This window comes from Paenibacillus sp. FSL K6-1230, assembly GCF_038002385.1.
GTDB classification, from domain to species: Bacteria; Bacillota; Bacilli; order Paenibacillales; family Paenibacillaceae; genus Paenibacillus; species Paenibacillus massiliensis.
This window is the reverse complement of sequence record NZ_JBBOCK010000001.1, coordinates 5,345,155-5,360,599: the sequence shown is the minus strand read 5'-3', so window position 1 is coordinate 5,360,599 and position 15,445 is coordinate 5,345,155. Positions and strand designations below refer to the sequence as shown.

The 15,445-nt window shown below is 50.5% G+C and carries 6 protein-coding genes; all 6 read left to right on the top strand.

Features of this window, described 5'->3' with window-relative positions; translation table 11 throughout:
• Positions 1 to 296: 296 nt before the first annotated feature.
• Positions 297 to 9,239 (top strand): non-ribosomal peptide synthetase, encoded by an 8,943-nt coding sequence (locus tag MKX74_RS23760; RefSeq protein WP_341180007.1) that lies wholly within the window; start codon positions 297 to 299, stop codon positions 9,237 to 9,239.
• Positions 9,240 to 9,289: 50 nt separating this feature from the next.
• Positions 9,290 to 10,588 (top strand): hypothetical protein, encoded by a 1,299-nt coding sequence (locus MKX74_RS23755; RefSeq protein ID WP_341180006.1) that lies wholly within the window; start codon positions 9,290 to 9,292, stop codon positions 10,586 to 10,588.
• Positions 10,589 to 10,984: 396 nt separating this feature from the next.
• A complete protein-coding gene (gene def, locus MKX74_RS23750; RefSeq protein WP_341180005.1) occupies positions 10,985 to 11,533 on the top strand; it encodes a peptide deformylase in 549 nt (182 codons plus the stop codon).
• A 26-nt stretch (positions 11,534 to 11,559) separates the two neighbouring features.
• The gene (locus MKX74_RS23745; protein WP_341180004.1) at positions 11,560 to 13,353 is read left to right on the top strand and encodes a cache domain-containing sensor histidine kinase; all 1,794 of its coding nucleotides are present in this window, start codon (positions 11,560 to 11,562) and stop codon (positions 13,351 to 13,353) included.
• Positions 13,350 to 14,960 carry a response regulator transcription factor gene (locus MKX74_RS23740; RefSeq protein ID WP_341180003.1) on the top strand — a complete coding sequence of 537 codons (1,611 nt, stop codon included), beginning with the start codon at positions 13,350 to 13,352 and terminating at the stop codon, positions 14,958 to 14,960. Before MKX74_RS23745 ends, MKX74_RS23740 begins: the two co-directional genes overlap by 4 nt.
• A gap of 128 nt (positions 14,961 to 15,088) precedes the next feature.
• Positions 15,089 to 15,349, top strand: coding sequence for an ArsR/SmtB family transcription factor (locus MKX74_RS23735; RefSeq protein WP_445667332.1), 261 nt, complete (start codon positions 15,089 to 15,091; stop codon positions 15,347 to 15,349).
• The last annotated feature ends 96 nt before the right edge of the window (positions 15,350 to 15,445 follow it).

Below are 15,445 nucleotides of genomic sequence, written 5' to 3'. Positions count from 1 at the left end.
GATCATATGTCTTACAATACATTCTTTAATGATCATACAATAACTTTAATGTAATTTTTTATATTTTACACTAAAATACTATATTTTTTTAAATTATTTCCGATATTTAAAATAGTGTATGTAAAAGTTAGCCATACACCATACAGCTTCTGCCTTCTGCCAGTAGGTCGAGCGAAATATAGTAAGGAAAAGGGGGATGAAAAGGCTCGGGTTATCGCTTTAACGGATCAGTGCGGTATTGAAACAAGACAATTGTAGTTGCCATAAATATGCCTAGAAAAGGAGAGATTGCAATAATGATGAACATGAGCATGATCATCAGTGAGGAATATCCGTTAAGTGCTTATCAGAAGGACATATGGCTTGAGCAATGTATGCATCCAGACAAGCCTATATACAACATCGGGGGTTATATAGAGGTAAAGGGTCCACTTGATGCAGGACGGCTGGAGAGGGCTATCATGAGGCTGATCCATGACAATGATTCTCTCAGAATTCGCCTGACGGATCACAAGGGGGAGCCTCGCCTGACTCTATTGCCCGAGGTGGACTATAAGCTGCCATTTCATAATTTTTCTAAGCAGGAAGACCCGAAGAAGTATTGCCAAGCGTGGATGAGAACGGAATTTTTGAAGCCATTTCAGTCTGACGATTACTATTTTCAGTTTCATTTGTTACAAGCAGATACTAATACATATTTCATACTACTCAAAGGCTACCATCTCATAATTGACGGCTGGGGATTTGCCCTGCTGATTAATCGAATGATGGATAACTACAATAGCCTAGCACAAGGCATAGTAGATTCGAATACAGCGACTTACTCCTATACTGATTTCATCCTCGACAATCAGGAGTACCTGCAGTCTGCGACGTTTTTGAAGGATAGAGAGTTTTGGAAAAACAAGCTGGCCACCCTTCCAGAGCCACTCTTTGGCAAGGAGGCAGTCCGTGGAAGGGACAGTGAAGATTCTATATGGAGCGATAGACAGACGCTGGCTATTCATAAGACACAGTATAATCAGATGCTGGAATTCTGTAAGGCAGAGGGCTGCTCTTCCTTCCATTATTTCTTGGGACTGCTGTTCCTGTATTTCAGCCGGGTGTGTAACCGCAGCGAGCTTGTGATCGGCGTGCCGGTCTTTAACCGCAGTAAGGTACAGTACAAGCAGACGCTTGGACACTTTGCCAACGTTCTACCGCTGCGGATCAGCCCGGGGCAGGACATGACCTTCAAGGAATTGCTGAGATTCATTAAGAGAGAACTGATGCAGTGCTACCGCCATCAGAAGATGCCTCTCGGGGAAATACAGAGAGCTGTGTACGAGCATTCCCAGAATAAAGGGAATTTGTTCGATATTTCGCTGTCCTTCGAGGAACAGGATATTAGCAACGCCTTCCAAGATACGATCTGCGGCAACGTAACGATGACGCATCATCATGAAAGAAATGCGCTCACACTCCTGATCTGGGGACATGAAGGAGAGGGGGATGTAGCTGTTAATTTTGACTATCGCATTCAGACTTTTGCTGGATTTATTCCTATGGAGGATGTTATTCGCCATTTCAGGCATTTGTTTGCGCAGGGAATGGAACACAGCGATAGGCTGATCTCGCACATTAACATTGTGCCTGAGGATGAGCGTAGCGTCCAGCTTCAGGACTTTAATCAGACCGCCGTGGACTATCCGCGAGAGCAGACCATACAGCAGCGATTCGAGGAACAGGCTGCGAGCAGGGCAGACCATCCGGTCCTCGTGTGGGATGGACAGCTGCTGACCTATCAGGAGCTGAATGCACGGGCGAACCGTCTGGCTCGTACGCTGAGGGGACGAGGCGTGCAGCCAGATGATATCGTGGCGATCATGATGGAGCGCTCACCGGAGATGGTCATCGCCGTCCTGGCGACACTCAAGGCCGGCGGAGCCTATCTGCCGATCGACCCGAACTATCCCGAGGAGCGGATTCAGTACATGCTGGAGGACAGCGGAGCCTCGTTGCTGCTGACCCAACAGCATCTGCTCGACAAGGCAGGGACTTACGCAGCGGACAGGATCATCGAAGTAGGCGCAGAGTATGTTCAGGTAGCCGCACCGGAGGATAGCATCAATCTGGAGCAGGTGAACAGCCCGAATGATCTGGCCTACATCATCTACACCTCAGGCTCGACGGGACGGCCTAAAGGGGTCATGGTGGAGCATCGAGGCGTGCTCAATCTTCAGCAGTACTTCGCGGACCACTGGGGCGTGAGCGGAGCCGACCGGATGCTGCAATTCGCCAGCAGCTCGTTCGATGCCTCGGTCTGGGAGATGTTCACAATCTGGCTGGGCGGCGGCACGCTGCATTTGATCTCGCGGGATGTGATCAACCATCTGCATGAATTCGTTCGCTATATGAACGAGCAGGAGATTACGATCGCGTTGCTGCCGCCAACGTATCTGGCGAATCTGGAGCCGAAGAGCCTGCCAAAGCTGAGGAAGCTGGTGACCGGCGGCTCGGCGATCACGAAGGAGCTGGTGACGCGCTGGAAGGACCACGTGGAATACATGAATGCCTATGGCCCGAGTGAATCGACGGTCATAGCCACGACGTGGACCTATCAGGCAGCGGATATGGAGCTCTCTACGGTGCCGATTGGCAAGCCGATAGCCAACACCCGCGTCTATGTGCTGGACCCCCAACAGCAGCTGTTACCACTCGGAGCAGCAGGTGAGCTGTGCATCGCGGGAGACGGTCTGGCGCGAGGATATCTGAATCGACCGGAGCTGACAGCGGAGAAATTCGTGAACCATCCGTATGATGCGGGGCAGAAGCTGTATCGAACCGGAGATCTGGTGCGCTGGCTGCCAGGAGGAACGCTGGAGTTCCTGGGCCGCATCGACGATCAGGTGAAGATTCGCGGCTTCCGGATCGAGCTGGGCGAGATTGAGCAGCAATTGCAGAGGCATCCTTTGGTGTGGGAGGCGGCTGTAGTGGCCCGCTCGGACCAGCAGGGAGAGAAGTATCTGGCGGCGTATATTACAGCGGAAGCTGAGCTGGAGCCAGAGGAGCTGCGGCAGCAGCTGCTGGAGGAACTGCCAGACTACATGGTACCGTCGACCTGGATGCAGCTGGAGCAGATGCCCTTATCATCGAGCGGCAAGATTGACCGTAAGGTGCTGCCTGAGCCGATTCAGCGGACGAATACAGGAACGGTAGCCTACGTGGCACCCCGCACCGTAATTGAACAGATCCTGGTGAAGGTATGGGAGCAGGTCCTGAAGGTGGAGCGAGTCGGCATCCGAGACCACTTCCTTAACCTTGGCGGGGATTCCATTAAGGCGATTCAGATTGTATCCAAGCTCCATGACTACAAATTGCAGCTGCAGCTCAAGGATCTGTTTGACCATCCGCTCATTGAGGAGTTAAGTGCCTGTGTCCAATCGGAGGTGCGGAGGGCATTCCAGGGCACGGTAAACGGAAGGATCGTAACGACTCCTATCCAGAGCTGGTTCTTTGAGCAGCCGTTTGCTGCCAAGCATCATTTCAATCAGTCGGTTCTGCTGCGTCGGGCAGAGGGCTTTGATGAGGCGCTGCTAAGACGTGTATTTGACAGACTGGTAGCACATCATGATGTACTGCGCCTGGTAGTGCGAGAGCACGAGGGACAAGCAGTTCTGTTCAACAGGGACATGGAGGGTCAGTTCTATTCATTGGAAGTGAAGGATTTTACAGCTCTTGACCAGCCTATCGAAGCCGTCAAGGAAGCTTCCGCCGAGCTGCAGCAAGGTATGGATATTCAGCAGGGTCCATTGGTGCAGGCAGGTCTGTTCCGAACGACAGTCGGGGACTATCTCTGTATAAGCATTCATCATCTTGTCGTAGATGGCGTATCCTGGCGTATTCTGTTCGAGGATATGGCAATGGGGTATCGTCAGGCGGAAGAAGGGCAGCCTGTCACGTTTCAAGAGAAGACAGATTCCTTCCTGATGTGGTCTGAGCGGCTTCAGACCTATGCTGACAGCGAGGAGCTGAAACAGGAGCTGGCTTATTGGCGGGAGTTGGATCAGCTGGAGATCAAGCCTGTTCCGAAGGACTACCCTGTGCAAGAACGAACCATGGCAGGTATCAGACAGGTAGAGGTCATGCTGGATGAGCTGGAGACCACCCGACTGCTGAAAGAAGTGAACAAGGCCTACAATACAGAAATTAACGATATCCTATTGACCGCGCTAGTTGAGGCTGTTCACGAATGGACAGGAGAAGAGCAAGTGCTTGTGAATCTGGAGGGGCATGGTCGCGAGCAGATTGTCAGTGATATCAATATCAGCAGAACAGTAGGCTGGTTCACGGCTCAATTTCCTGTCGTGCTGGACATGGCGGGGGCCGGGGAGTTGTCCTCCCGGATCAAGAGCATCAAGGAAGGGCTACGACGTATTCCACATAAAGGGATGGGCTACGGTATTTTGAAGTATATGTCAAAAAATAAAGAACAAATGAGCCCTATATCCCGGTTGCAACCAGAGATCAGCTTCAACTATCTCGGGCAATTTGACGAAGACACTGATATTGGCGTCTTTACCATTGCAGATGTACTCACGTATGGAACGGTGTCACCAGACATGCCTAGACCTTACTGTCTGGATATTAACGGCAGCGTAAGAGAAGGTAGACTGTGTCTGAGCTTCGCTTATCATAAGGACGAATACGATAATGCCACGATGAAGCGAGTAGCGGAGAGCTTCAGACGCCATTTGCAGCACATCATTGAGCATTGCGCGACGCGGGAATATACGGAGCTGACGACAAGCGATATAAGCTCCAGCGATATCACTTCATTAGAGATTGAGGAGGTCTATCGCAGGTTCGCGGGTGTAAAGGCCAAGATTACAGACATGTACACGCTGAGTCCGATGCAATCCGGCATGCTGTTTCATTTTCTGAAGGAAAAGGACTCCCCTGCTTATTTTGAGCAAGCTGTGCTGCATCTGGAGGGAGAGCTCGATAAAGAATTGCTGGAGCAGTCCTTCCGTCACTTGATCCAGCGGCATGATATTTTGCGTACAGCCTTTATCTATGAAAGGGTGGAAAAACCCATTCAGGTCGTACTTCAGAAACGACCAGTGGACCTATTCTATCAATATATCTCTTTCTTGTCGGAGAAGGAGCAAGAGAACTATCTACAGTCATATCTGGAGAAGGACAAGGCAAGAGGTTTTGATCTTACTCGGGACCCGCTGATCAGAGTTGCCTTAATCCGCATGAGCACAGACAGCTATCGTCTGGTCTGGAGCTTTCACCATATCATTATGGATGGCTGGTGTCTTGGGATTGTCTTCAAAGAACTATTGGAGGTATACCATTCGCTGCAGCAAGGGAAAGAACCTCAATTAGGACCTGCATATCCTTATGGCCAATATATCCGCTGGCTGGAACAACGGGAAGACCATGAGACGGCCTCCTATTGGGAGCGTTACTTGGCCGATTACGAGAACCCGGCGCTACTGCCTCGCAACCAGAATGGCATAGTCCATGCGAGGTATCAGCAGGATGAGTATGACTTTGTAATTGCTGGGGAGACGAAAATGAGCCTGGAGAGCATCGCTAGGGACAATGGTGCCACACTGAGTACATTAATGCAGGCAGTCTGGGGTGTGCTGCTGCAACGGTATAACAATACGAGAGATGTCGTATTCGGATCCGTCGTATCAGGAAGACCTGCGGAGATTCAGGGCGTGGAGCGGATGGTAGGCCTGTTCATCAACACGATCCCTGTCAGGGTTCAGGCAGACCAGGATGAGACCTTTTCAGCCTTGTTAGGCAAATTACAGCGTGAGGCACTGGAGGCAGAGCAGCATCACTATTCTCCACTCGCGGAAATCCAGTCACGGACAGCTCAAGGCAGTGAATTGGTGCACACGCTAATGGCTTTCGAGAACTACCCAATGGAGGAGGTCGTTAAGGGACGTAGTGGAACTGACACTGATGTGCGCATTCTGGCCGCGCAGGTGTCTGAGCAGACGAACTATGATTTTAATTTCATAGTGATGCCTGGAAGCGGGTTGCAGATCAAGTTCCGTTACAATCGCTTGGCTTACAATAGAAGCTTTGTGGAACGGCTAGCATCACAAGTACGGAGGGTGATCCGTGAGATTATCCAAGCCCCGGGCATACGGATTGATGCCATTGAGGTCGTAGCGGAGGACGAGAGAAACGTACAGCTTCATGACTTCAATCAGACCGCCGCAGACTATCCGCGAGAGCAGACCATCCAGGAGCGATTCGAGGAACAGGCTGCGAGTAGGTCAGACCATTCGGCTCTCGTGTGGGATGGACAGCTGCTGACCTATCGGGAGCTGAATGCGCGGGCGAACCGTCTGGCTCGTACGCTGAGAGGACGAGGCGTGCAGCCAGATGATATCGTGGCGATCATGATGGAGCGCTCAACGGAGATGGTCATCGGCGTCCTGGCGACGCTCAAGGCTGGCGGAGCCTATCTGCCGATCGACCCGAACTATCCTGAGGAGCGGATTCAGTACATGCTGGAGGATAGCGGAGCCTCGTTGCTACTGACCCAGCAGCAGCTGTGCGACAAGGCAGGGGCTTATGCAGAGGACAGGATCATCGAGGTAGGTGCAGAGTACGTTCAGGTAGCCGCACCGGAGGATAGCATCAATCTGGAGCGGGTGAACAGCCCGAATGATCTGGCCTACATCATCTACACCTCAGGCTCGACGGGACGGCCTAAAGGGGTCATGGTGGAGCATCGGGGCGTGCTCAATCTCCAGCAGTACTTCGCGGACCACTGGGGCGTGAGCGGAGCCGACCGGATGCTGCAATTCGCCAGCAGCTCGTTCGATGCCTCGGTCTGGGAGATGTTCACAATCTGGCTGGGCGGCGGCACGCTGCATTTGATCTCGCGGGATGTGATTAACCATCTGAATGAATTCGCTCGCTATATGAACGAGCAGGAGATTACGATCGCGTTGCTGCCGCCAACGTATCTGGCGAATCTGGAGCCGGAGAGCCTGCCGAAGCTAAGGAAGCTGGTGACCGGCGGCTCGGCCATTACGAAGGAGCTGGTGACGCGCTGGAAGGACCACGTGGAATACATGAATGCCTATGGCCCGAGTGAATCGACGGTCATAGCCACGACGTGGACCTATCAGGCAGCGGATATGGAACTCTCTACGGTGCCTATTGGCAAGCCGATAGCCAACACCCGCCTCTATGTGCTGGACCCCCAACAGCAGCTGTTACCACTCGGAGCAGCAGGTGAGCTGTGCATCGCGGGAGACGGTCTGGCGCGAGGATATCTGAATCGGCCAGAGCTGACAGCGGAGAAGTTCGTGGACCATCCGTATGAGACCGGGCAGAAGCTGTATCGGACCGGGGATCTGGTGCGCTGGCTGCCAGGAGGGACGCTGGAGTTCCTGGGGCGCATCGACGATCAGGTGAAGATTCGCGGCTTCCGGATCGAGCTGGGCGAGATTGAGCAGCAATTGCAAAAGCATCCTTTGGTGCGGGAGGTGGCTGTGGTGGCCCGCTCGGACCAGCAGGGAGAGAAGTATCTGGCGGCGTATATTACAGCGGAAGCTGAGCTGGAGCCAGAGGAGCTGCGGCAGCAGCTGCTGGAGGAACTGCCAGACTACATGGTGCCGTCTGCCTGGATGCAGCTGGAGCAGATGCCTTTATCACCGAGCGGCAAGATTGACCGCAAGACATTACCTGAGCCTGCATTAGGACAGGCTAGCACACTCGTCCCACCAAGAAATGACGTGGATGCGACCATCCTGAAGGTGTGGAGGGACATTTTGAGTGTGGAAATGATCGGCATTGATGATGAATTCTTCAGACTTGGCGGCAATTCCATTAAGGCGATTCAGGTGGTCTCCAGGCTTGCTCTTGATTTCGAAGTAGGAATTAACGATATTTTCGAGCACCCGACCGTTCGGACCTTGGCGGATCATATTAAATATTCCAAGGATCGGTTGAAGGGATTCGTACAAGCTCTTCAACAAGCTTCTGCTACCGGGCAGACTGGAGCTACTATTCTTGATGGTGGTATCCGCAGAAGCCTGAGAGAGTACCGGATGAGAAATCGAAATTATGACCATATCAACCTTACCGAACGGTCAGATTATCATGATATTCTGCTGGCCGGTGCAACGGGATACCTAGGCATCCATATTCTCTATCAATTGCTGCAGAAGACAGATTACACAATTCACGTACCTGTACGCGGAGCGAACGATGCCGAGGCGCTGGAACGGCTGCAGGCAAAGCTGAGGTTTCATTTTGGGAGTGAGCTTGGCTGGCAGCATGGCTGGGAGGGCCGGCTGATTGTGTTCCGCGGGGATCTGACCGAGGAGGCCTTCGGACTGAGCGAGGAACGTTATGAGCGCTTGGCGAACACGGTGGATGCTGTCATGAATACAGCGGCGAACGTGAAGCATTTCGGGCATTATGAGGAGTTCGTAGCCGTCAATGTGGAAGGGAACCGCAGGCTGATTGATTTTGCTAATGCCGGGAAGAAGAAGGATTACAATTTCGTCTCCACGACAAGCGTGGGAAGCGGATGGATAGAGGATCAGAGCAGCATTCTGTACACGGAGTACGATGGTCATGTCGGGCAGAGCTTGGACAACTATTATGTCATGACAAAGCTGGAGGCTGAGCAAGAGATCGTTGAAGCCCGGAAGACAGGATTGACATCGAATGTATTTAGAGTAGGTAACCTGGTATTTGATTCACATTCAGGGGTGTTCCAGGAGAATATCTCGGACAATGCCTTTTATTCTCTTATCAAGTCACTTGTGACGCTTGGCAAGGTGCCGGATATCCAGCAGAAGACGATGAATTTCTCCTTTGTAGATGAGGTAGCCGAAGCCGTCGTGCTTCTATTTGACCGGAAACATCTGAGTAATGAGACTTATCATCTGTACAATAGCCATCAGATCAGCATGAGGGACTTTGCCGATCTGCTAGGCCAAGCGGAAATACATGTCGAGGCAATGCCTATGAATGAATTCACTGAATATATGCTTGCACAATATAATCAACCAGATACACAGCAGGAGATTGCCCGGATTTTGGTCCACTCGAATGTCTTTTTTGAGGGGGCAAGCAAGACGCTCTTCCTGTTGAGGAACAGCAAAAGTGACCAGCTTTTGCGCAAGCTTGGATTTGAATGGTCCCGAGTGGATGATCACAAGGTAAGACTGATGATGGAGCATATTCGTAAGGTCGGATTTATGTAAGCATTTTTCATGTTTATGTAAGACAAGAATAAGAAAGGGGGATGACCCGTATGGATGCAATCAAATTGGCAAGCACGTACTTTTTCGGGACAGAAGACTATCTGTCAGCGAACAGCATGATTGCAACGATCACTTTCAAGAGAAAAATATCACCCGCCACAATGTATTCCAGCTATCGCTTGCTGATCCTGAACAACCCCCTGCTGCAAGCCAAGAAAGTGGAGTTACCCGCCGAGGACAGCTTCGTATGGGAGCCATTTACAGAAGACGAGCTGGACCGACTGCTGGCGCTGGAGCAAACAAAGCAGGCCACGTACCGTACAGAAGCGGAGATTCTCGCAGACTATGCTCCCACTAATGATCGTCTTCCGTTTCGCATTGATCCGATCAACGAATTTACGATGATCTTTGCGATGAATCATGCAGTGGCCAATGGTCTTAGCCTCGTATTCTGGATTCAGCGGTGGCTGGAGTTGTATTCCGGTGCACGAGAGGTACAGTCAAATGTCACCAGCCCAGAGCAGTCTTTACCCATCAGACGAACGGTCAATCTTGGCAAGAAGGTGGCTGCTTACTCCTGGATGCCAGTATTTATTGCGGGCTTCTTATTCAAGGCTATGGGGCGAGGAGGAGGAGTGAGCGGTACCGTTGATCTGAGCGGAGGGAGAAAACCGGAGACAGGTGGCACCCATGCCAAGAGATCGTATTGCTTTAGCCAGGAGGAGACGGCAGCGATCTTGCGGCATAGCCGGAATCGGGATATGACGTTAACAGAGTACGTCTGTTACCGGATGACTGAGGGACTGCTGCAGCATGCACCGAAGCAGCAACGTGTATTTGTATCCATGCCGATGGATCTGCAGCATCTGCTCCACTATTCGCCGGAGACGATGCATGGGAATTATGTAGCCAGTCTTCCGATGCAATTTTTTCGATCAGGAGATGTGGCCAAGCAGGTAAAGCGGGAATTCAGATGGTTCAAAAGGGGAGTCCCCTACGCGCTCTCAATTTTCTTTGCATCGTTCTCCAATTCATATCGGAAGTATAAAGAGCAGTGCCTGCAATTGTCTATGAAATCAATGCCTGAGCGGTTTCCAGCGTGGAATTTTTCCATTACCCTGTCCAATCTGGGGAGAATCACGCATCCGCTGCTGGAGGAATGGATAGATACCATCTATTTCTCGATCAAAAACCAGTCGGTGCTACTCACCACCGCTACCTTATCAGAGCGGCTAATGATGGAGGTCAGCGTCTTGGAGAAGCTTTACGATTCAGAGGAGGTATTCGGCCTGTTCGATCGAATTCTGTCTCCAGATCATCTGCTGAGTCAGGCAGAGTCCGTCTCTTGATGTCCTGTTCTTACAATTCATATGTGCATAGATTCAGGCGCCCCGAGGGGCGCCTCATTTGTTATTGTCCAGCTTGTTATGTTCAGTTTGTTATTGTCCGGAGTCATTCTGACAGGTGCCCCACCAAAAGATCGAATTCTAAATACGTCAATAAATACATTTTTTTGACAGAAAACGGCTATCCTCGCTATAATCGTACATGTGAATCTTTTACATAAATTCAATGAGTGTAACCGATTGTTGATACAATAAGGCTACTACAAGAGTCATTATACAATCTTACTGATATATGAACTAATGCAGGTGTGATCATTAGAGCATTGGCCCAAGATCTGAATAAGAAAGTTGAGGCTATCTATGTCCATAATCAAGCCATTAGCCCCTCCGTTGTTGCTGATGAAGGATATTATTCGAGAAGGTGCTCCAGCATTGCATAGACGTGCTGTAGCGGTGTCGTCACCTCCGGACGAAGAAGACAGACATTACATGCAGCTTATGATGGAATACCTGAAGAACAGCCAAGACCCTAACGTAGCCTCGCGATACGAGCTGCGAGCGGGCGTAGGTATGTCTGCCAATCAGATCGGCTTAGATAAGCGCATGTGCGTAATCTGCATTCAGAAGCCAGAGCTTCAAGTGGAATACGAGCTGTATAATCCTGTTCTGATCAGTCATTCCGATACAATGATATTCTTGGCGGCTGGTGAGGGCTGCTTGTCGGTTGATCGATATGTTCCGGGCTTCGTGCCGCGCTATGAGTGGGTAAAGGTTCAGGCCGCGGATGCATGGGGCACGGTAAATGAGTACACATTCCACGATTACACTAGTATTGTTGTGCAGCATGAGCTGGACCACCTGGACGGTGTCCTGTTCTATGATCACATCTCTATACCGAATCCATTCCAATTGCCTGATCATGTGAGTGTCCGGCCTATTATCATGTAAGCGCTTGATAGGAGGGGAGGGCTTGTATGGTTTTGTCAGCCAGACTACTTCGTTTTATTAACAATGTTCGTCTTCGCAACAAGCTCTTATTCTCTTACGTATTCGTAGTCATGCTACCCGTGCTACTGGTAGGGGGGACCGTCATTTATCATTTGCGTGAGCAAGCCCTGGAATCGGCGATCGCCCAGACCGTCAACAATGTCAACAAGCTCAAGAATCAGACAGATAATTTACTTAGAGTGCCGCTGGATATCTCGAACCGACTGATGTTCGATAAGGTTTTCGCCGGTATAGTGAACAAGCGGTACAGCGGCATGCTGGAGCTTACAACTGCCTATAATGATTTTCATGAATTCCAGACCTATCGAGATCAGTATCGGGAGATTGAGAATATCCGCTTCTACTCCTTTAATCCAACGCTCGTCAACAATATGGAGTTCATCCCCGTTCAGTCAAGCCAAATGCATGAATCATGGTTTCAGTCTGCAATGCAGGGTACGAGTGTGCATTGGCTCTATGTGCGCGATTCTGTTAACAATCCCATATCCGGACTAAGCCTTGTCCGCCAGATTCCATTTCCTGAATATCGGAGCAGGGGAGTGCTTGTGGTCGGAATCAACCGGAATGAGCTAAACAATATGTTAAGCATAGAACCCTTCAATACGATGATTATTGATCAACAGGGGATTATCGTAGCTTCCAAAGATCCAGCCATGGTCGGAACCAAGGTGAGTCGACATACGGTTGGCGCGGAGCTGCCTGAACTAAGAAAAGGCATTTACAAGGCAGAACTGCAGGGACAATCCTCCCATATTATTGTAGATGAGCTGATTCCCCGTGGCAGCAAGAATGGTCTTACGTTCATCTCCATATTCTCGAATGAGAGCATCGTCCGCGAGGCGAACCGTGTCATTCTTCTAGGAACGATCTGTGTTGTGACTGTACTATTGGCGGGCCTTCTACTGGTCATGCTGATTTCCTTTCTGATTACAAGACGCCTGCATCTGCTGAGCAGTGAGCTGCATGATGTAGCCGGGGGCAATCTGACGGTTGTATCCCGTGTCGAGGGGAAGGATGAGATTGGTGATTTGTCACGGAAGTTCAACACAATGGTAGCTAGCATCCAGCAGCTGATGGTGGAGGTCTATGAGACCAGTGAGCAGAATGCCCGCCTGGAAGTAGCACAGAGGGATATCAAGCTGAAGATGCTGGCTAGTCAGATTAATCCGCACTTTCTTTTTAATACGCTCGAATCTCTACGCATGAAGGCACATATGAAAGGTGAGAAGGAGATTGCCCATGTCATCAAGCTGCTTGGTACTCTCATGCGACGCAAGCTAGAGATTGGTAGCGGCTATACGACGATTCAAGAGGAGCTGGACATGGTCCGCTCCTATCTGGATATTCAGCGCTTCCGATACGGTGACAGGCTACGGCCTCAGGTGCTGTGCGAACCCGGAATCGAGAGCGTTCGAATTCCTCCACTGCTCATTCAGCCCTTGGTGGAGAATGCCGTAATCCATGGTCTGGAGAACATGGAGGATGCCGTTACTGTGCAGGTAACTGTCACTCTGGAAGAGGCTAATAGGCTTGTAAAGGTCGAGGTCAAGGATAACGGGAGTGGCATGTCTCAGGAACGGTTGCAACAGCTGGAGCAACATCTGCAGCGCTTGGAGGAGGACAATAGCGGCATTGGCATGCGAAATGTACATCATCGACTGCGGCTGATGTACGGTGAAGCCTATGGATTGCAGGTGCAGACCAGGGAAGGGGAAGGCACATCAGTCCGATTCTTAATACCGGTAGAGGAGGATGAATGATGTATAGAGTGCTGATTGTAGATGATGAGCCTGCCATTCGGGAAGGATTGACGACCCTGATTGATTGGGAGGCCTGTGGCTTTCAGGTGGCAGACACGGCGGGTAATGGTCGGGAAGCGCTGGAGAAGCTGGTGAAGCTTGCGCCGAGACTTGTTATCATGGACATTCGAATGCCTGGTATGAGTGGATTGGAGGTCATTCGCACAATCAGGGATCAGTACTCATCAGACACATCGTCTCATCATATGTCCCCCCACGTGTTGTTGTTAACTGGCTATGCGGACTTCGAGTACGCGCGTCAGGCGATTGCCTACGGTGTAGATGGCTATCTACTTAAGCCAGTGGATGAGGAGGAGATGACCAGCGAACTGAAGCGAATCCACAAGCTCATCACCTCCGAGCAGCAGCAACAGCATACATGGCATCACAAAGGACAAGAGCAGCAGAGTGCAACTCTCGAAAGAATTATGGAACCCCTACTGCTTGGCACATGGGAGATCGTGAAGGAGCATCTGCAAGAGCCTATGCAGACAATCCATATTCCGTCAGGACTGAGGGATTGGTCGGCCTATCAGGTGCTTCTGCTTGGATGGACTTCAGCATCAGCAGATAGCCATCTGCCGTTAACAGCCCTGAAGCAGAGGCTTGATGAAGCATTTGCGCAGGAAGGGGATACAGTATCGTTCATATTGGCGGGTGGGCTAGGCTTGCTGTTGCAGCAGCCCCTGACAGGGAGACATCAAGCTGCCTGGATGCAGGAAAAGCTGGAACGAGTATTCAAGCCGCTGGCGTTGTCCCCTTATGCTGCTGCCGGTCCTGTCGTGGCCGAGATGCAACTTATACACCAATCGTACCTGCATGCCTTGCGCCTGCTTGAGGTTCGCTTTGCACTTGGTGGCAACCGAGTTCTGCTGGCTAGCGATGCGCCTGAATATGATCTGGAGCTGCAGGGAGATACGACCATCTCTATGGAGCAGCTGCAGCCGTATGGCGAGCGACTCTATTATGCGGTGGAGGTAGCCAATAAAGAGGCAGTAAAGGGCATACTGAATGAATTAAGGGAGGAGCTCATACGCTGCTCCCTATCTGAACAGGTGCTCAAGGACGCCTGTGCTCAATCCTTTACCCTGGTGTTAAATAAGCTGTTCACGGGTCGACATGAACGGTTATTTCGTGATTATTCCGGCGTGATCACGGAAGTCTATGCCCGAAAGACGCTCCAGTCTCTACTGGACCATGCTTATGAGCAGCTAAGTGAGATCGCCGATCGGCTGCATGATGATACCCGTGAGGGAGCCATGAAGCGGATGACCGACTTCATTCAGGCTCATTACCATGAGAATCTGAAGTTGGAGCTGCTCGCTGAGACGTTCAGTTACAATAGCGGCTATCTGGGGAAGTTGTTCAAGAGCCATACGGGTGAGTCATTCAATGTCTATCTGGACAAGGTTCGAATCGAGCAGGCCAAGCGGCTTTTACTGGAAGGAAAGAAGGTGCATCAGGTAGCGGTCGAGATTGGCTATGCGAATGCTGACTATTTTCATGCCAAGTTCAAGAAATACGTCGGCTGCTCTCCGTCGAGCTATCGGGCTAGTGCGATGAAATAAAAGATTTAGATTATGTTTACAATATGATTTGTACTAGAGGGTTTACTGCTTGGTAAATACATGATATTATATTTCTGCAAATATAGAAATAATGGCAAGGAGGTATATTTTTGAACGAGCCAGCGGACATGCAGCAAGCTGTGAAAATATATAAAGCGCTTGGCGAGCCCACTCGCCTCAAAATCGCGTTTCTCCTGACAGAAGAAAGCGATCAGTGCTGCTCCGTGCTCGGTGACAAGCTTAAGACGGTTGCCATTTCCACACTGTCTCATCATCTGAAGCAGATGGCTGAGTGCGGCTTGCTCACATTTCGTAAAGAAGGAACATTTATATACTACAGCCTAGATAAAGAAACAGCTGCGAAATATGCTCCTTACTTGTTAAACTAAATTTTTTTTGCCATTATTTCGATATTTTTAAAAATATAATAACAAAGAGAAGTATGTAGCTTATTGAAGGAGTGAATTAGACCTTGGTAAACCATA